Below are 17,171 nucleotides of genomic sequence, written 5' to 3' on the forward strand. Positions count from 1 at the left end.
TCTGATCCGAAATCATCGACTGCTGGGGTCCGAGATCGCTCTATGCTCATTGATGTTTGCACAATAGCGATCTTGGGCTCGCGGGGCCACCGTTGATCACAACCCAAGACCTCAGCTCTCAAAGATTGCGCGGCGGAAGCGGTGCAATGCAAAGCCGAAGTAGACACTGCCGATGACGGTCATCGCTAGTATCTCCGGCCAGACAATCGAAAAATCGGCGCCGCGATAAAGCACCCCCTGGGCGAATACGACGAAATGCGGCGTCGGGCTAATGATGTTCATGAGATACTGCAAAAACTCCGGCATGCTTTCCATCGGCGTCATCGCCCCGGAGAGCAGCATCAGCACCAATATCACTGGAACCGCCAGCAGACCGAACTGGCCCATCGTGGCGGCAATGGTACCGAGAAGAATGCCGAGCGCTGCTACGGTGAACACATAAAAGCACGTCCCACCCAGAAACAGCAGGATCGATCCGGCAATTGGGACCTGCAGCCACCATTGCACCACAAGCACCAACGACAGGCCGGTGGCAATCACGATGACAGCGCCATTGGCCAGGATCTTTGAAAGCATGATCTCGGGGGGAACTACCGGCATCACAAGGAGATGCTCGACCGTTCCCTGTTCGCGCTCGCGGATCAACGCCGCGCCGGTCAGGATAATGGCCAACATGGTGATGTTATTAATGATCTGCATCACCGAGGTGAACCAGGCGGACTTCAAGTTCGGGTTGAACTTCACGCGCGTCACCGCTTTGACCGGTTCACCGCTCAATCCTTCGCGGTTCGTTACGAACTGTGTCACATAGTTAAGGATGACGTTCTGGATGTACGTCATACCATTAAAGGCCTGAGCAATTGCGGTGGCATCTATATTGATTTGAACCGAAGGCTGCCGCCCGACCAGAATGTCCTCCTGAAAGTTCGGGGGAATTTCGACGACGAAAAGGAAGCGTTGCGCATTCATCGCCGCGTCGATTTCCGTTGATTGGATCTCCACGGCGGGTTGGAACGTGGGAGGCGTGAGGCCGTCTGCAATACGCCGTGAAAGGTCGGAATGATCCTCGTCGACGATGCCAACTGAAAGGTTGGTCGCTTCGGTCGAGGCACCGGTGGCAGCGTCGACCGCAACGGTAAAGGAAAAGGCAACAAGCGCCAGGACAACCGCGTCAGCGCGTATGCTGCGCATCTCCTTTATCGTCAGCCGGTAGATGTTGGCCAAATGTACCCGCAGCTTAGCGAGCCGTCGCGTCTTCGGCTGCGTCGCCACTGATATTGCAGGCGGTGTCGCCTGTTGCCGTGAATCTGCCGTCTGGTCCGATTGCGACATCTCAGCTCTCCTGCTTCCGCAGCAATATATGGGCGGCACCGAGGTAGCTGACCCCAAAGACCGCAAGCATTAGCGCATTGAACCAGAGATCAGAATAGCCGAGACCCTTGGTGAAGGTGCCGACGCTGATCGGCTGATACCACGCCGCTGGAAACATGAGGCCAATGGCGCGTCCCGCCCCCGTAAGCGATGACACCGGGGTTAGAAGACCCGAAAAATTTACCGTGGGAATGATGGCGAGAACCGTGGTGGCAAAGACCGCCGCTACCTGAGTTCGGGTGAAGGTCGAGATGAGTTGTCCAAAACCGCAAGTCGAGAAAACATAGAGCAGAGTCCCGAGGGCTAAGGCTCCGTAAGACCCCTTGACCGGCACGTGGAAGAGGAAAATCGCCATCAGCAGCATGATAGTGAATGCCACCATCGCGATGACGACATAGGGGATCAGCTTGCCCACCAAAAATTCGAGTTTGCTGATGGGAGTGGAGCGAAAATTCGCGATCGAACCCGTTTCTTTTTCGCGCACGACAGCAATAGTCGCCATGACGGCCGGTATCAGAACCAGCACCATTACGATGGTGAGCGGAACCATTGCAAAAATGCTCTTAAACGCCTGATTATAGCGAAAGCGGTTTTCGATATTGACGCTGCCGAAATAAACGTTTGATGGCGCATTGGGGCCGAAGCGCTCAACAATAAGATCCCGCACAAAACGCTGCTCCAGGCCGGCTACGTACCCTCTCGTTGTCTCACCCCGGAATGGCATGGCGCCGTCGACCCAGAAGGCGACCTCGGGCGGACGCATGCTTACAACATCACGGCCGAAGCCCGCGGGAATTTCAATAGCGACAGCGAGATCTCCGCTCCGCATGCGCTGCTCGAGATCCGCGGTCGAGCTGATCGGAGGCCGCTCCCTGAAATAATGAGAGCCCGAGAAATTCTCCAGCAGCCTACGGCTTTCGGGCGTCCGATCCTGGTCTAAGGCTGCAAATTTCAGGTTCTCGACGTCGAATGTGATGCCATAACCGAAAGCAAGCATCAAAATGACGGGACCGATGAAAGCGAACGCCATCCTGATGGGATCGCGCAGCAGCTCCATCGTTTCGCGCCGGGCGTAGGCCCATAGCCGCCCGAGTTCAAATCGTCTGGACGAACGCGATTGGGCAGACTTGATTGCCGCGACGCCCGCAACTGCGGGGGGGTGCGCCGCTGGCCTCTTTTTATCTTTACTTTCGCCGGCTTCCTCCAGGTAGGAGATGAAGGCGTCCTCGAGAGAATCGCTGCCGCGCTCCTGCACCAGCTGCTTTGGCGCGCCGACAGCGAGCACGCGTCCGCGATGCATCAGCGAAATGCGGTCGCAGCGCTCGGCCTCGTTCATGAAATGGGTCGAGAGGAAGATGGTGACGCCATCGTTGCGGGAGAGATCGATCAGCGTGCGCCAGAAGGCGTCGCGCGCGACCGGATCGACACCCGACGTAGGCTCGTCAAGAATTAGAATCGGCGGCCGGTGGAGCACGGCCACCGCAAGCTGCAACCGCTGCTTGACGCCGAGGGGTAGGCTTTCCGGCTTCTCATCGGCCACGTTTTTCAGATCGTACCGCTCGAGCAGCTCGTTAATGCGCGTGCCGATCTCGTTCGGCGACAAATGGTAGAGCCGCGCATGCAGATCGAGGTTCTGCCAAACCGTAAGCTCGCTGTAGAGTGAAAACGCTTGCGACATGTAGCCGACGTTTTGCCGCGCTTCCATGTCGTTGGCCGCCATCGGCTTGCCAAATAGCTTGGCCGAGCCTTCGGTGACCGGCAGCAGCCCGGTCATCATTTTCATGGTGGTGGTCTTTCCGCAGCCATTTGAGCCGAGGAACCCGAAAATCTCGCCGCGTGCGATGCGAAAGCTCACATGGTCGACTGCGACGAAATCGCCGAACCGGCGCGTAAGCCCTTCGGCCTCGATTGCCGGCGTCTTGTCCTCGGATTCGACGCGCGGCCGCACGACCACCTCCTCGTGCGTGCCGCGCTTTTCAGGCGGAAGTAGCGCAATGAAGGCGTCGTCGAGATTCGTCTTTTGCGCTTTGGTGAGGATCTCCTTTGGAGCGCCATGCGCGATGACCTTGCCGTCGTCCATGGCGGCAAGCCAATCGAACCGGCTAGCCTCGTCCATGTAAGCCGTTGCGACGATTACGCTCATCTGCGGTCGACGCGCACGGATGGAATCAATGAGCTCCCAGAATTGCCGCCGCGAGAGCGGATCAACGCCTGTGGTAGGCTCGTCCAGTACGAGCACATCAGGATCGTGCATCAGAGAGCAGCAGAGGCTGGCTTTCTGCTTCATGCCGCCGGAGAGCTTGCCGCAGGGTCGATCTGCAAACGGGTCAAGCCCAGTGGCTACCAGAAGCTCGTCGATGCGTGCGCGCCGCTCGGTTGCGCCCTGGCCGAACAACCGCCCGAAAAAATCAATGTTGTCGAAAACACTGAGCGTCGGATAAAGATTGCGACCAAGCCCCTGCGGCATGTAGGCAATGCGGCCGTAGCTCGCCCGTCGATGATTCTCATCCGCCATGTTTCCGTCGAGCACGGTGACCTGGCCGGCTTGAATCTTACGTACCCCTGAGATGAGGGCGAGTAAAGTGGACTTACCGACGCCGTCGGGGCCGATCATTCCCACCATGCAATTGGCGGGAATATCGAGGGTCAGGTCGTTAAGGGCGAACGTTTTCCCATAGCGGTGAGTGACATGCTGGACACTTGCGACAATGGTCGTGCTCATTCCGGCAGCCTCACGCTCAATTCCGGAGGCCAAGGCACCTTGGGGTCGGTGCGGACAAACCCAAGCCCGCGCACCCCGGTCTTGACCTGGCGATGATACTTATCAAGCACCTGAGGATCCCCCTGGAGCTTGACCCGGAACATCAATTTCTCCCGCTCCTCGGATGTCTCGACGCTCTTGGGGGTGAACTGGGCCTCGGTCGCCACGAAATTGATCATTGAGGGAAACACGTATTGAGGAACGGGATCGAGGACTATGCGCGCCTCGTCGCCTAACGCGAGCTTGCCGGCGTCGTCTGCGGGCAAATAGATCGTCAGGTAAACATCGTTCAGGTCAAGAATAGTCAGAACGCGTTGTCCTGCGGCGACGACCTCGCCGGCGCGAGCGAGCCGGTACTGCACCCGCCCACTTCTCGGTGAGACGAGCACGAGATCCACCAGAATTGACTGGTAACGTTCGACGTCAGATTCAGCTACGTCGATTGCGAAACTGGCCTGATCACGCGCGGCATTTGCCGCAACATATTCAGCCTCCGCTGCTTCGAACCTGTTGCGACGCTGATCAAATACCTGTGCCGATAGATTCCGGTCCGCGAGTTGCTGTTTTCCGCGCTCATAGTCGGCTCTTGCGAAATCCAAATCGCTCTTACGCTGGGCTATAAGCGCGTTCGCTTCCGCCAGTGCCTGTTTGGATTTCAGGACTTGCGCTTGCGCGCCGCGCAACTGCGCCTCTGTTTCCGGCGACGATATGGTGGCGACGACCTGTCCAGCCTTGACTTCGTCCCCCTCGTCCACGGTCAAGGTGGCCAGCCGGCCGGGATATTTCGCCGCGACATCGACTTGCGTCGCTTCGATTCGACCGTTCGCCTTGACTATGCCCTCCGGCATTTCGCGGCCGCGCAGGCGCGCGATCAGGCTATCTACCGCCGACTGAGCTCTTTCGAGAGGGCTTTGGTCCGATTGCGCATTCGCTTTGGCGATTAGGGGTTCTCCCTGCAAAAGGCCGAGCGTCAACGCGACCGTCGACACAGAGAGGGACACGAGAGCGGTGCTCAGAACGCCGGTGATCAACTGCCGAAAAGTCATTCGACTCTCCTTCAAGGGTGCTTATCCCCCTGGCGAGAGCTTGAGCACCTTAATTGCCAGACTGAAAGTTTGTGCACGCTTCCACAGAAGTCGGCCAAGTGGTCCCAGCATAGCGCTAAGCGACGGCTCGCAATTGATTTAGGTCAAGAACAACGGCCAAACCGTTGCGTCGTGGTCCACTTGAGGAGATCTTGCGCGTTCTCAATGGGTTCCGAACAAGAACGGTTCCCCCAGACACACTAAGCCCGAACGGACGGTGAAACGTCATTCAGGCCAGAGGATTTTGCTGGGAAGGCGCAAAGGCCTGAAGTCTCCGGCCGGATCAGCGCTGAACCGAGGCGTTGAGCGCCCACTTACGCGATTAGGCGTCACGCCCAGGTCACGCGACAAGGTGCTAAGACCAAGACAGGGGCCGGATCATTTCAATCCTGCAAAGCCGCTATGGTGCTCCCGATCCCGTCGTTATGGTTAATCTCAAAGCGGCACGACAATCGGAGTGAGCGAGATTTCTTTGCCTTGCTCATAGGCTCGCGCGAAGCCGTGATGGTTTCAAGATCGACCAGCCGCGGAACGACGTCCGCCGCCTTACCGCGAACAACCTCGCGGTTGTCATCCAGAGGACGGCCTTGAGATGACCGACCTGGAAATGAACCACATATTCACCGATGGCAACAGTGACAATCCACATCAGGTCCGGCATTGAAAGCCGCGGGATTGGCACGGTGGCGACCGCGTGAATGCCGGCGCGGAGATATGCTCCCGGTTTCCTGAAATTCCTTTTGCCGCTGATCATCCACGCCGGCCGCAGCACATAATCAGCAGCAAAATGCTTCATCTGCAGCCAAACCAGCGTCGTGAGCAAAAGCCCATCAATCGCCATGTTGCGCGCTCCTCAGTCCGCCGGAATGGTCGGATCGATCGTATGCACGCAAACCGGTGCAGTCTTTCCCCGTATGTTTACGGCTCCCAGCAGCCTTGCATGGAGAAGGCCACGCGTTCTCCGGAACGTTTCGTCGCTCAGCACGATCTCCACGCCCTTCTCCTTGGCCACGCCGACGAGCCGGCTCGCGAGATTGACGGCATCGCCGATCGCCGTGTAGCTCAGGCGTTCGGCCGAGCCGATATTACCGACAAGCGCCACGCCGGTGTTGAGCCCTATACGCACGCGAATCATATCATGCTTGGGTGCAATAGCCGGCATGGCATGCATGGCGTCGCGGATCGCCGCTGCAGCACGGCAGGCGCGCAATGCATGATCGGGCTCGTCATGGGGCGCATTCCAGATCGCCATCACCGCATCGCCGATGAATTTGTCAACCGTACCGCCCTCGGCGTGAATGGCGGCAATCGACAAAGTCAGAAAGCGGGTCAGGCTCGGCTCGACGCCGGCGCCGAGCTCCTCCGTGAGTTCCGTGAAGCCCGGCAAATCGGCAAACAGCACCGTTATCTCTCTGAGTTCACCGCCTGGCCTCGGCTCGATGCCGCCATCAACAAGGGGGCGGACGACCTCGATCGGCATGAAGCGTGCGAAGGCGGAAAGGCCGTTGGACATCCGTTTCAACGCGAACGAGAAATCGTCAAGCTCGGTCAACAGCGCCGGCCGGTGCTGTACGGCGTCAAGTTCGAACCGCTCGATCTGGTGGAGCTGCCCGGCAAGGCGCGACAGCGGCCAAGCGAAGAGAATTCTGGCAAACAGGATCGCCGTCACCGCCGCGAGCAAGGCGATGGCGCCAATGATGAAGATCACACGCGAGGTATTGGCATCGATATCGCCGGCGAAGGTCGCCCGCGGTATGGCGGTGACCAGCCGCCAGTCCTCAAACGGCAATCTGCCTGATGACACAAAGACCGGACCAAGGGCTTTGGTTTTGATCAGTGTCCGGAAGCTGCCAACCCTGTCGCGGACCGCGGCGGAGGCGACCGCCGCGGCCAAAGCATCGGTCGAGGGGAAATCCTTGAGATGGGCGGCTGCGAAAGCATCGGATGGTTCAGATGTCGCCAGCACCACATCGTCCCGGGCAAGGACGAAGGCCTTGCTGCCTTTCGGCATCTTGAGCGCCCCAAGCGTGGCCGACAGCCGATGCAGGCTGACCGCAACCATCACCACGCCTTCGAAATGTCCGAAGACCTCGACCTTCTTGGAGACCACGATTGCCGGCTCGAAGCCATTCGGCAGGATATTGACGACACTCCAGGCCGGCTCTGCGCTAGTGCTGCCGAGCCGGTACCACGGCGAGCCTTCTGAAACGTAGACGCTTTCGGCCTTCAGGCGGTTCTCGAAGAAAATATCGCCCGGTATCGGCTTATAGAGGTCACGGCGCAAGGGGCGTGGCTTTCCCGGCGCCGCCGCGCCGATCTCCACCATTTCGATCTCGCCGTCCGGTATCGCGTGCGAGCCGAAGAAACGGCCATCCGGGAAACCGAAGCCGATCCAGGCGATGGCCGGCTGCTCGCGCAGCAGCGACAGGAACAGGAACTCGCGCTTGACCTCATCGTCCGGCCGGATCGCGCCTTGGAAGAAAACTGATCTGACGATCTCGGCACTGCTGGAAACCAGCGCCAGGTTTGACGCCAGCGCATTGCGGACGGCGGCGGTGCTTTCGGCATCGAGGCTGGCAACAACCGTTTCGACGTTCTGGGTTGCCGTGCGATACCAGACCAGGTGGACAAGCGCCGCTGTAGATAACACCGCAAGCAACAGCAGTGCGGTGACGGCGTGTCCCATTTTTACCCGTGGGAAAGTTCTAGCGCTCATGGCGATCCGTGATCAGGCGAGCGCTGCGATCATAGCGAACATAGGCCAACGCCCAATCCATGAACACCACGGCGCGATTGCGGAAACCGACGAGAAACCAGAGATGCGCGATATTCCAGACCAGCCAGGCGGCAAAACCCGACAGGCGCAGGCGCCCAAAGTCGGCAACCGCTGCCTTGCGCCCGATCGTCGCCAGATTGCCGAAGTCGCGGTAGCCGAACGGACCGATGGCTCGGCCGTCAAGACGGGCGAGAATGGCCCGTGCCGCGTGCTGACCCATCTGCTTCGCTGCTGGTGCGACGCCCGGAACCTGTCTGCCGCTTTTATCCGTGACCGCTGCAGTGTCGCCAATCACGAAGATGTCACTATAGCCTGGTGGGTTGAGGTTCCCGTCGACATGGACGCGGCCGGCGCGATCGGCAGGCACGTCCAGCCATTTCGCTGCTTTGGAAGCCATGACGCCGGCCGCCCACAGCACACAGGATGAACGGATTTCCCGGCCGCCGGCAAGCGCGACCCCCTGAGCATCACAACGCGTCACCGGCTCTTGAAGCAACACATCGACGCCAAGCATCTCCAAGTGTCGCCGGGCTTCTTCAGACAGCTCCGGCGGCATGGCTGGCAGGACGATATCGCCGGCCTCTACCAACACCACGCGCGCCGACGACGGGTCGATGCGGCGAAAGTCACGGATGATGACTTTTCTTGCCAGTTCGGCAATGGCGCCCGCCAGTTCGACGCCCGTCGGGCCGCCACCGACCACGACAAAGGTAAGAAAGCGTTTACGCTCTGCTTCCTCCTCGGCCGCTTCGGCACGCTCGAAGGCTGACAGAATACGGGAGCGGATTTCGGTCGCATCGGCAATCGTCTTCAGCCCGGGCGCGGTCTCCTCCCATTCGTCATTTCCAAAATATGCGTGCCTGGCGCCGGTGGCGACAACCAGATAGTCATAGGCGACGCGGCGGTTGGCGGTTTGGACGATCCGGCTCTCCTTGTCGATCCCCTCAACGCGCTCCATCAGAACCGTCACATTGAATTGCCGCGAGAGGATGCGGCGGATCGGCATGGCAATTTGTGCAGGAGAAAGTCCTGCTGTCGCCACCTGATAAAGCAGCGGCTGGAAGAGATGGTAGTTGCGCCGGTCGATCACCGTCACATCCGCATTCGCATGCCGGAGCCCCATGGCGGCAGCGAGGCCGCCAAATCCGGCTCCGAGGATGACGATCTGCGGACGGCGAACCGTGACCTGAGGCGCCTTGGGGCTCATCGAAATCGAACCGCCACCCGCTTCCTCAACCGTGACACGCATGACTCAGCGCTCCCTCAGAAACAGGCGGCTGGCGAGATGGTCGACCGAAAAAAGGCCGGCTCCGCGCGCAAGAATCAACAGCAATGGCGCCGTCCAGAGCAAATGGTCGGGCCAGTTCTGGGGATAGACGAGGAGCTGGATCGTCAAGATGACGCCAAGCAGCATAAGGGCGGCAAGCCGCGAAAACAGGCCGAAGACAATCAGTACCGAGCCACTCAGTTCGGCCGTTGTCGCAAGCACGGCGGCCACGCCGGGATCGATGACGGGCAGCTTGTATTCGAGCGTGAACAGCTGAACCGTCGCCGGCCAGGAGGCAAGCTTGCTCTGCGACGACTGCCAGAAGACGTGAGCGACGGACATACGGGACACGAGCTGGACAGGCGAGAGCGGTATGGTGTTCAAGCGCTCCAAAACAGAGAAATAGATACCGGCGACGCCGCCGCTATGACGTGTGGAGGCAGTGTTCATCATAGTCATGATTTTCATCCTCAATTGGTTGTGAGTTTTCTGCGGCGAATGCGTGCGACGAGGCCTTCGGCAAAGAGGGCCCCGAAGGCACTGGCGAGATCGAAATCGGGTGTGCGGGCGAGGACGCGGCCAACCGCCGCCTCCAGGCTTGAACGCTTTTTTAGTGCATGCAGGAAGGCGAAATGCCGAGCGTCAAGGCGCAGAAATCGTATGCTCTCGCTACTGCGCCACAGGGCGATCCGCTCTGGCTGGCGGCTTAACCTTGCCAGTGTTTCGGTGTTGCCGCCGGCCTGATGCGCCGACCAGATCTCCAGGGCTGGCCAGCGGCAGACGAAAAGGCGCAGTGAAGGCTGGAGGAAAAGCTCCGGAACGGCCTCGGCCTCGCCGTCGTCAAATTGATCCAAGGTGCAGCCCGGCAGCGCCGGCGCATCGAGCGCCTCGGCAATCATCCATTCCAGCCGCGCCGTTTCGGCAATGAAGGACATGGGACGGGTGTCTTCAAACCCGGCCAGAAAGTGGGCGAAATTGCTGCCATAGCGCACGAGCCGGGCTTCTTGCGGCGGATTGTTGCGGATGAAGACACTGGCGATGTAGCGAAAATAGTTTTCTCCCAACAGTTGCAGCGTCACCGGAAAGACGGCGATCAGGGTCGCTGTCAGCGAGGCAACCATATTGTTGCGGTAGATATTGAACCGACGCAGCGGGTCGAACGTGCCTTTGGCCAGCACCGGTGCAAGATCACAGCCATCGCAGTGGAGGATCGCTTGGGCGATCTTTGATTGGAGCGCAAAGTTAGAGAGCATGGCCAATCCTCCTGGTGCCAGATTGGCTGGCGAAGACCGATGGCTTGATCGTCGCCAGAGCGGCCAGCGCCGGCATTGGTCCTTTCACGCCGTCGGACTGGAATGGCAGGATCATACTGTCAAATCGGCTCGTCGGTGGCGCGGGCCTTGCCGCCAGCCTGCAATCTTCGAAGGCGATCGATTGCGCCAACATATCGGCCCACATGGCTTCGCCGAGCAGCACGTCCAAGGCGGGCACATCCGTATCCCATTCGATAAGAGTGGGACGCGCTCCGACCTTGCGGATCGCATAGGCATAGAGTGACCAGACCGCTGGCGGCACGCGGGAGCCATGGTCGTCGATCAGCACGATGTCGCCTTCGACCTCATTGATTGCGTGGCCGGCAAGGTGAATCTCGCCGATGGCATGCGCAGGAAGCTGATCGATGAAGGCCTTGGCATCGAAACCGAGATTGCGTGCAGAGACGTAAACATTATTGACATCGAGGAGCAGGCCGCAACCGGTGACACGGACGAGTTCGGCGAGGAACTGCGCCTCCGTCATCGTCGAATCCTCGAAGGCGATGTAGGCTGAGAGGTTTTCGATATAGACGCGCCGCTGGAGCGTATCCTGCAGCCGCATGACGTTGGCGGCAACGACAGCCATTGCCTGGGCGTCATAGCGCAGCGGCAGAAGGTCATTCAGATAGGCGCCATCGGCGACGCTCCAGGCGAGATGCTCAGACACCAGGCTTGGCTGGAAACGCAGACAGAGCTTGCGCATGCGCTCCAAGTGGTCGTGATCGAGACCGGAGGCGCTCCCGAGCGAAAGACCGACGCCGTGGACGGACAGTGGATAGATTTCCCGCAGCCGTTCGAGCGCGTCGACGGCCGCCGAGCCGCCCATGTAATTTTCCGCATGGACTTCGAGCCATCCCGCCGATGGGCGGCGAGACAGCATTTCGCCGATATGCTGGGAGCGAAGACCGATACCCGCGGCGTTCGGCACCGGATTGCTCGGAAATATCTTGGACATCGGTTGCTCCTTTGGACGTGGGATTGAAAGCTCGGGAAAAATCAGGCCTTGGGTTCGTTACTGCCGCCGGTAATCTTTGTGCAGGTGCCAGCCGGCACGTAAATCCAGGAATCTTTGGCGTTATCGACAGTGGATGTGCCGGCGCAGGAATGGCTGGCGGTCTGGCAGTCGTTCAGGCCGGCCTTGACGATGCCGAAGCATTTTTCGAACGAGAAATCCGGCTTGGCGGCCGGACCGGCAAAGGCGCTGGCTGCGGCCATCGAGGTGGCGGCGGCAATAGCCGAACTGATAAGAAGTCGGGTGGCATTCATGAAAAATCTCCTGGGTTTGGTGGGTCAAACCGCCATCGGCTTGACTATGCTCACCTTCCCAGAAGTCCGGCTTCATCTGAAATGCTGTCTCTGCATGATTTCGATACGCCGTCTCTATGTGTCGACGTCAGATCCTCGACGGCGAAAAAAGAAGCCCCCGTCGGCGGAGGCGGGGGCTACAGTCAGGCATTTGCGACTGGGAGGAGGCGGGATTACGCAAATGCCAGCGGATCAAAGGTAACGTTCGCGGATGTCCACCGTCGATCGCCTGCCGATCTCCTGATAATTGTCGCGCAGCCAGAGATCGGCGCATTCGCGGCCGCGATCCCTCAAGTCCACGAGCGCGCCCCAATCGGCGTTCAGCTTGCTCGACACGCTGAGATTTTTCATCGTGTCGTCGTCGGAGATGGCATGCACGAAGATGCGCTTGAGATTAGGCGGCGGCGTCCCCTCCGCATCGATGAGCTGCGTGACGAAAGCCACCGCACGCATCTCTCTGAGAAGTGACGAATTGAAACTGATCTCATTGATGCGGTTGAGGATTTCTCCTGCCGTGCGGGGCAAGTCCGCCCGCTCGATCGGATTGATGTGAACGACCAGGACATCGGGCGTATCGCAGCCATAGATCAGCGGGAAGATGGCAGGATTGCCCATATAGCCGCCGTCCCAATAAGCTTCGCCGTCGATTTCCACTGCCTGGAACAGGAAAGGCAGACAGGCAGATGCCATAACCGCATCGACGGACAGCTCGTCATTGCCGAATATCTTCACTTTGCCGGTCCGCACGTTGGTCGCACAGATACTAAGTTTGACAGGGCAGCGCGCCATGCGGATTGCCTGGAGGTCGATCGACTGTTCCAGCACCTGACGTAGGGGATTGAAGTTGAATGGGTTGAACTGGTAGGGCGACATCAGCCGGGTGATCAGGTCGAACATGATAAATGCCGGCGAGAATTCCAGAGATTTCGAACCCGTGAGGCGGTCGAGCAAGGTTGGCTGCAAAGGTCCGGATGCGGCCGCGTGGCTGACTCGGCGCCAAAAATTAGCAAGCGCGGTCTGCGCCCCGCTTCGCCCACCTTCGGCCAGGCCGTAGGCGATAACAGCGGCGTTCATCGCGCCGGCGCTGGTCGCCACAATGCCTTCGAAGGAAAGACTGGATTCGTCCAGCAGCCGATCAAGCACGCCCCAAGTGAAGGCGCCGTGCGCGCCGCCGCCCTGCAGCGCAAGATTGATCATCCGCGGCTCGCGCTTGGCAACCGAAAAATCGGGCCGCATTCTGGGCTCTATTCCTACATGTGTGTTCACAATTGCGACCCTCCTGTCTCGAATGATTGGTCAATGCGCGGTCCAGCCGCCGTCGACGGGGATCGCCGTGCCGGTAATTGATCCGGCAAGGTCGCCGCAGAGAAACACGGTGAGCGCACCCATTTCCTCGACGGCTGCAAAACGCTTTGTGGGTTGATCCTTCAGGAAGACCTCGCGGATCACGGCATCCCGCGCGATGTTATGCGACTTCGCCTGATCATCGATTTGATGCTCGACAAGCGGCGTCCATACATAGCCGGGGCAAATAGCGTTGGATGTGACGCCGAATTCCGCGCCTTCGAGCGCGATCGTCTTCGTGAAACCGACAATGCCGTGCTTGGCGGCCACATAGGCGGATTTGAACGGCGATGCGATCAATCCATGGGCCGAGGCGACATTGATGATCCGGCCATAGCCCCTGGCGCACATGCTGTCGAATGTCGCCTGAACCAGATGGAAAGCGGCGGAAAGATTAATGGCAAGAATGGCATCCCACTTTTCCCGAGGGAACGTGCCGATCGGCGAAACATGCTGGATGCCGGCATTGTTGACGACGATGTCGACCTGTCCAAACCGCGCGACCGCCCGCTCGACCATCATGCGGATGGCCTCCGGTTTTGCCATGTCGGCGGCATCATAGGCGACGTCGACGTCGTTGTCTCCGGCAATGGCGGCACGCAGCGCCTCGATCTCGGCAGGGTCGCCAAAGCCGTTCAACATGACGGCCGCACCAGCCCTCGCAAGCGCATGCGCAATGCCAAGACCGATGCCGCTGGTTGAACCGGTGACGATGGCGCTGCGCCCTTCCAAGGGCTTGCGGCCGACGAGAGTATCAATTTCAGGATCAAAGGCGTTCAACATATGTGCTCTCCACTGTGATCGGCAATGCCGTCTGGCGTCTTGCAGTCACAGTGGATGACCGGCGTTCATTTTAGAAATGCCAGTCTGGTATGGAATTGATAAATCCATAGCATTGGATGAGAATGCCGGCCGCAGAGAAAATTGGAGCATCGCAAATCGCGTTCATCCCGGGGGGCGGCGATGGATATTCATCACATAAAGTATTTCCTGGCAGTGTGCGAAACGCGCAATTTCACGCGAGCGGCCGAAAAGAGCAATGTCACACAGCCGGCCCTTAGCCGCGCGATACAGCAGCTCGAGGACGAGGTGGGCGGTCTGCTGTTCCGTCGAGAGCGCAATCTCTCACACATCACGGATCTCGGCAATCTGCTTCGTCCGCGGTTCCAGCAGATCCAGGATGAGTTGATGGGCGTGCGTACGGAAGCGTCACGATTTCTCTGTCTCAGCGAAGCCCATCTCAAGATCGGCATCATGTGCACGATCGGCCCGCGCCGATTCACCGGCCTCCTGACCGATTTCAACATGCGCCACAAGGGTATACAGCTACAGCTTATCGAAGGCGTGCCCACAAAACTGTCCGATCTTCTGGAGACCGGCGAAATCGATGTGGCATTGATGTCTACGGCAACGAGCTTCCCCGAGCGCTTTGACGTCACCTCGCTTTTTCGCGAGAGATTCATGCTTGCCTTCCCTGCCGGCCACAGGCTCAGTCAATATGAAGCAATTCCCATCGCGGCGATCGACGGCGAAGTTTATCTGCGTCGCGTCAACTGCGAATATTGGGACTATCTCACGGATCTCTGTGACGCGCAGGGAGTGAAGACGCTCGTTTCCTATTCGAGCGAACGGGAAGACTGGATCCAGAACCTGGTGGCCGGTGGCCTCGGCATTTGCTTTATTCCTGAGTATAGCGCCGTCGTCCCTGGACTGCAGGTGCGGCCTGTTGCAGAACCGGAAGTCACCCGAGAAGTCTGCCTCGTGACAGTCGCGGGCCGCCGTTTCTCCCCGGCAGTTTCGGCCTTCGTCGGCGCCGTGAAATCGTATGGTTGGGCATGCCCGCCGAGCCGGCCGCATTGACGTATCTTGCTGCGACGTATCTTGCTACCCATGCCGAGGGCAGCCTGGCAATCCGCTGGGCGCCTGGCGCTTGCTTTTGCGGCCTATAATAGCTGGCGCCTATCGAATTCAAAAGCAGCTGGTATTTCTCTTCCGATCGGCGATCCGCCACTCTTCGTTCATGCCTGGCACCGACATCGCCGGGCTCCAACAAGGAGAACCGCCCATGAATTCCACATTAAAAACCAACCGCATCTCTTTGGCCACGCTGGCCTTCAGCGCATTGACGTTCGCCGCCGGCCTGCCTGTCACGTCTGCCTTGGCCGGCGACTGCCCGGCCGATCAAGTGGCCGAAAATGGCATGAAGCCTGGTGCGATGATGCCGAAGGGCGTCACCGATACCATCATCACAACTATCGATCTCTCGTCCAAGGGAGACGCCTGGAAGGGCAGCATGCTGCGCATGCGCAAGCTCGTCGTTCAGCCGGGCGGCATTGTTCCCTGGCATTCGCATGATATGCGCCCGGCCAATATCCTGATCGTCTCCGGATCGATCACCGAATACCGCAGCACCTGCAAGGTGCCGATACTGCACAGGGCGGGCGAGGTTACCGCCGAATTCGGCCATCTCTCACACTGGTGGAAGAACAACGGCAAGATTCCGGCCGTGCTTTATTCCTCCGACATCCTGAGCCCCGAAATGCACGATGATGCAGCGATGTAATTGCTGCCTTACCGGTTAAGGCACGCCGCAAAGCCGCTCTCCGGCGTTTCCGGCAATAGCAGGAAACGCCGCATGTTCCCGGAGGACCTAACAATGACCGATATCGAGCAGCCGCTCAAAGCATTCGTTCATGTGCGCACGATCGTTCGCGCCGATTCCTGGCAGTTCGGGCTAATCGCACTCATCGCTTTCCTGACCCTTGTTGACCTCTTTGCAGCACAGGCCGTATTGCCTTCCCTAGTCGAGAGGTTTCACGTCAGCCGCGCGGCCATGGGTTCTGCCGTCAATGCGAGCACATTCGGCATGGCGATCGCCGGCCTGCTCGTGGCCTTCTTCGGCAGCGACATTGACCGGCGCAACGGCATCTGGATCAGTCTCGCCATCCTATCGATTCCGACGACCCTGCTGGCATTTACCGACAACATCATTGTTTTCGCCACGCTACGGGTGCTTCAGGGCCTATGCATGTCGACAGCCTTCACGCTCACGGCTGCCTATCTGTCCGAGCGCTTTTCCGCCGGTAAAGCTGCCGGAGCCTTGGCGGCTTATGTCACTGGCAATGTCGCCAGCAATCTCTTTGGCCGCATCCTGTCTGCCGCCGTTGCCGGCATTGGCGGCCTTTCGTTGAACTTTCTGATGTTCGCCGTGCTCAATCTCCTCGGTGCCGCTTTGGTGTGGTTCACGCTCAAGAGGACGGCAAGCATGATGCCCGCCAACAATCGTGGCAGCCTAACCATGCGCATCTGGCACGTTCATCTTGCCGATCCGGATCTGCGCCGCGTCTTTATGATTGGCTTCCTGATCCTGTTCGTGTTCATCGGCACCTACACCTATGTGAATTTTCAGATCGTCGCACTGGGTGTGCCGCCGATGGCGCTCGGGCTCGTCTACCTCGTTTTCCTTCCTTCGATGGTGACCACACCGTTTGCCGGCAAGCTAGCAAGCTATGTGGGACCGACGGCCGGGATCATGCTGACCCTAGCCATGGCCATCATCGGGCTCCTGGCACTTCTCAGCGCAAATTTGCCAATCATCCTCAGCGGATTGACGCTGATAGCCATAGGCACCTTCCTGGCACAGGCGATAGCGACCGGCACCATCGGCCGGCGTGCCATCAGCGACAAGGCGGGTGCCAGCGGCATCTACCTGGCATCCTATTATACCGGCGGCATGATCGGCAGTCTGGCTCTCGGACAGGTTTATGACGATTTCGGCTGGAGTGCCTGCGTGCTCGTCCTGATCGCGGCACTCGCCACAGCAATGCTGCTCGCAAGTTCGCTGAGCGCGCCGCACCCATAAATCCAGCCTATCGAGACGGCCGGCATATGTGTCGCCGTTCCGTTCAAACCCGACAACAATGTCGAATGTGCACCCAACCAAGGAGAG

15 protein-coding genes are annotated in these 17,171 nt (G+C 59.3%); 3 read left to right on the top strand and 12 right to left on the bottom strand.

Translation table 11 applies throughout. From position 1 onward, the window contains the following. Window positions 1-111: 111 nt before the first annotated feature. From PY650_RS14215 to PY650_RS14270, 12 genes are all read right to left on the bottom strand, one after another. Window positions 112-1,332 (bottom strand): ABC transporter permease, encoded by a 1,221-nt coding sequence (locus tag PY650_RS14215; protein WP_285879945.1) that lies wholly within the window; start codon window positions 1,330-1,332, stop codon window positions 112-114. A 1-nt stretch (window position 1,333) separates the two neighbouring features. Next, on the bottom strand, window positions 1,334-4,093 hold the full coding sequence (gene rbbA, locus PY650_RS14220) for a ribosome-associated ATPase/putative transporter RbbA (protein WP_285879946.1): 2,760 nt from the start codon (window positions 4,091-4,093) through the stop codon (window positions 1,334-1,336). Further along, a complete protein-coding gene (locus PY650_RS14225) occupies window positions 4,090-5,178 on the bottom strand; it encodes an HlyD family secretion protein (RefSeq protein ID WP_285879948.1) in 1,089 nt (362 codons plus the stop codon). Before PY650_RS14225 ends, rbbA begins: the two co-directional genes overlap by 4 nt. Before the next feature lie 520 nt (window positions 5,179-5,698). Beyond that, on the bottom strand, window positions 5,699-6,058 hold the full coding sequence (locus PY650_RS14230) for a hypothetical protein (protein ID WP_285879949.1): 360 nt from the start codon (window positions 6,056-6,058) through the stop codon (window positions 5,699-5,701). A gap of 12 nt (window positions 6,059-6,070) precedes the next feature. After that, the gene (locus PY650_RS14235) at window positions 6,071-7,933 is read right to left on the bottom strand and encodes an adenylate/guanylate cyclase domain-containing protein (protein ID WP_285879950.1); all 1,863 of its coding nucleotides are present in this window, start codon (window positions 7,931-7,933) and stop codon (window positions 6,071-6,073) included. Beyond that, on the bottom strand, window positions 7,923-9,242 hold the full coding sequence (locus PY650_RS14240; RefSeq protein ID WP_285879951.1) for an NAD(P)/FAD-dependent oxidoreductase: 1,320 nt from the start codon (window positions 9,240-9,242) through the stop codon (window positions 7,923-7,925). Before PY650_RS14240 ends, PY650_RS14235 begins: the two co-directional genes overlap by 11 nt. Before the next feature lie 3 nt (window positions 9,243-9,245). Next, a complete protein-coding gene (locus PY650_RS14245) occupies window positions 9,246-9,719 on the bottom strand; it encodes a DoxX family protein (protein ID WP_285879952.1) in 474 nt (157 codons plus the stop codon). Window positions 9,720-9,730: 11 nt separating this feature from the next. Then, a complete protein-coding gene (locus PY650_RS14250) occupies window positions 9,731-10,513 on the bottom strand; it encodes an HvfC/BufC family peptide modification chaperone (RefSeq protein WP_285879953.1) in 783 nt (260 codons plus the stop codon). Beyond that, window positions 10,503-11,528 carry an MNIO family bufferin maturase gene (bufB, locus tag PY650_RS14255; RefSeq protein WP_285879954.1) on the bottom strand — a complete coding sequence of 342 codons (1,026 nt, stop codon included), beginning with the start codon at window positions 11,526-11,528 and terminating at the stop codon, window positions 10,503-10,505. The genes PY650_RS14250 and bufB overlap by 11 nt, the downstream gene beginning before the upstream one ends. Before the next feature lie 41 nt (window positions 11,529-11,569). After that, the gene (locus PY650_RS14260; RefSeq protein ID WP_285879955.1) at window positions 11,570-11,839 is read right to left on the bottom strand and encodes a BufA1 family periplasmic bufferin-type metallophore; all 270 of its coding nucleotides are present in this window, start codon (window positions 11,837-11,839) and stop codon (window positions 11,570-11,572) included. Window positions 11,840-12,070: 231 nt separating this feature from the next. After that, complete coding sequence (locus tag PY650_RS14265) at window positions 12,071-13,114, bottom strand: patatin-like phospholipase family protein (RefSeq protein ID WP_285879956.1); 1,044 nt, start codon at window positions 13,112-13,114, stop codon at window positions 12,071-12,073. A gap of 60 nt (window positions 13,115-13,174) precedes the next feature. Further along, window positions 13,175-14,005: a 3-hydroxybutyrate dehydrogenase gene (locus tag PY650_RS14270; protein WP_285879957.1), complete on the bottom strand. Its 831-nt coding sequence runs from the start codon at window positions 14,003-14,005 to the stop codon at window positions 13,175-13,177. A gap of 180 nt (window positions 14,006-14,185) precedes the next feature. On the opposite strand from PY650_RS14270, the gene PY650_RS14275 reads away from it, so the two are divergent. The 3 genes from PY650_RS14275 to PY650_RS14285 all read left to right on the top strand — a co-directional run bounded on the left by PY650_RS14275 (window position 14,186) and on the right by PY650_RS14285 (window position 17,084). Further along, window positions 14,186-15,082 carry a LysR family transcriptional regulator gene (locus PY650_RS14275; RefSeq protein ID WP_285879958.1) on the top strand — a complete coding sequence of 299 codons (897 nt, stop codon included), beginning with the start codon at window positions 14,186-14,188 and terminating at the stop codon, window positions 15,080-15,082. A 205-nt stretch (window positions 15,083-15,287) separates the two neighbouring features. After that, window positions 15,288-15,785, top strand: coding sequence for a cupin domain-containing protein (locus tag PY650_RS14280; RefSeq protein ID WP_285879959.1), 498 nt, complete (start codon window positions 15,288-15,290; stop codon window positions 15,783-15,785). A gap of 93 nt (window positions 15,786-15,878) precedes the next feature. After that, window positions 15,879-17,084 (top strand): MFS transporter, encoded by a 1,206-nt coding sequence (locus PY650_RS14285; RefSeq protein ID WP_285879960.1) that lies wholly within the window; start codon window positions 15,879-15,881, stop codon window positions 17,082-17,084. Window positions 17,085-17,171: the final 87 nt, after the last annotated feature.

This window comes from Martinezella calliandrae, assembly GCF_030272695.1.
Taxonomy (GTDB): Bacteria; Pseudomonadota; Alphaproteobacteria; order Rhizobiales; family Rhizobiaceae; genus Rhizobium; species Rhizobium calliandrae.

Bases quoted from the DNA above. Each gene is read 5' to 3' on its own strand.
- PY650_RS14215 (WP_285879945.1), bottom strand. From the start codon at position 1,332: ATGTCGCAATCGGACCAGACGGCAGATTCACGGCAACAGGCGACACCG.
- rbbA (WP_285879946.1), bottom strand. From the start codon at position 4,093: ATGAGCACGACCATTGTCGCAAGTGTCCAGCATGTCACTCACCGCTAT.
- PY650_RS14225 (WP_285879948.1), bottom strand. From the start codon at position 5,178: ATGACTTTTCGGCAGTTGATCACCGGCGTTCTGAGCACCGCTCTCGTG.
- PY650_RS14230 (WP_285879949.1), bottom strand. From the start codon at position 6,058: ATGGCGATTGATGGGCTTTTGCTCACGACGCTGGTTTGGCTGCAGATG.
- PY650_RS14235 (WP_285879950.1), bottom strand. From the start codon at position 7,933: ATGAGCGCTAGAACTTTCCCACGGGTAAAAATGGGACACGCCGTCACC.
- PY650_RS14240 (WP_285879951.1), bottom strand. From the start codon at position 9,242: ATGCGTGTCACGGTTGAGGAAGCGGGTGGCGGTTCGATTTCGATGAGC.
- PY650_RS14245 (WP_285879952.1), bottom strand. From the start codon at position 9,719: ATGACTATGATGAACACTGCCTCCACACGTCATAGCGGCGGCGTCGCC.
- PY650_RS14250 (WP_285879953.1), bottom strand. From the start codon at position 10,513: ATGCTCTCTAACTTTGCGCTCCAATCAAAGATCGCCCAAGCGATCCTC.
- bufB (WP_285879954.1), bottom strand. From the start codon at position 11,528: ATGTCCAAGATATTTCCGAGCAATCCGGTGCCGAACGCCGCGGGTATC.
- PY650_RS14260 (WP_285879955.1), bottom strand. From the start codon at position 11,839: ATGAATGCCACCCGACTTCTTATCAGTTCGGCTATTGCCGCCGCCACC.
- PY650_RS14265 (WP_285879956.1), bottom strand. From the start codon at position 13,114: ATGCGGCCCGATTTTTCGGTTGCCAAGCGCGAGCCGCGGATGATCAAT.
- PY650_RS14270 (WP_285879957.1), bottom strand. From the start codon at position 14,005: ATGTTGAACGCCTTTGATCCTGAAATTGATACTCTCGTCGGCCGCAAG.
- PY650_RS14275 (WP_285879958.1), top strand. From the start codon at position 14,186: ATGGATATTCATCACATAAAGTATTTCCTGGCAGTGTGCGAAACGCGC.
- PY650_RS14280 (WP_285879959.1), top strand. From the start codon at position 15,288: ATGAATTCCACATTAAAAACCAACCGCATCTCTTTGGCCACGCTGGCC.
- PY650_RS14285 (WP_285879960.1), top strand. From the start codon at position 15,879: ATGACCGATATCGAGCAGCCGCTCAAAGCATTCGTTCATGTGCGCACG.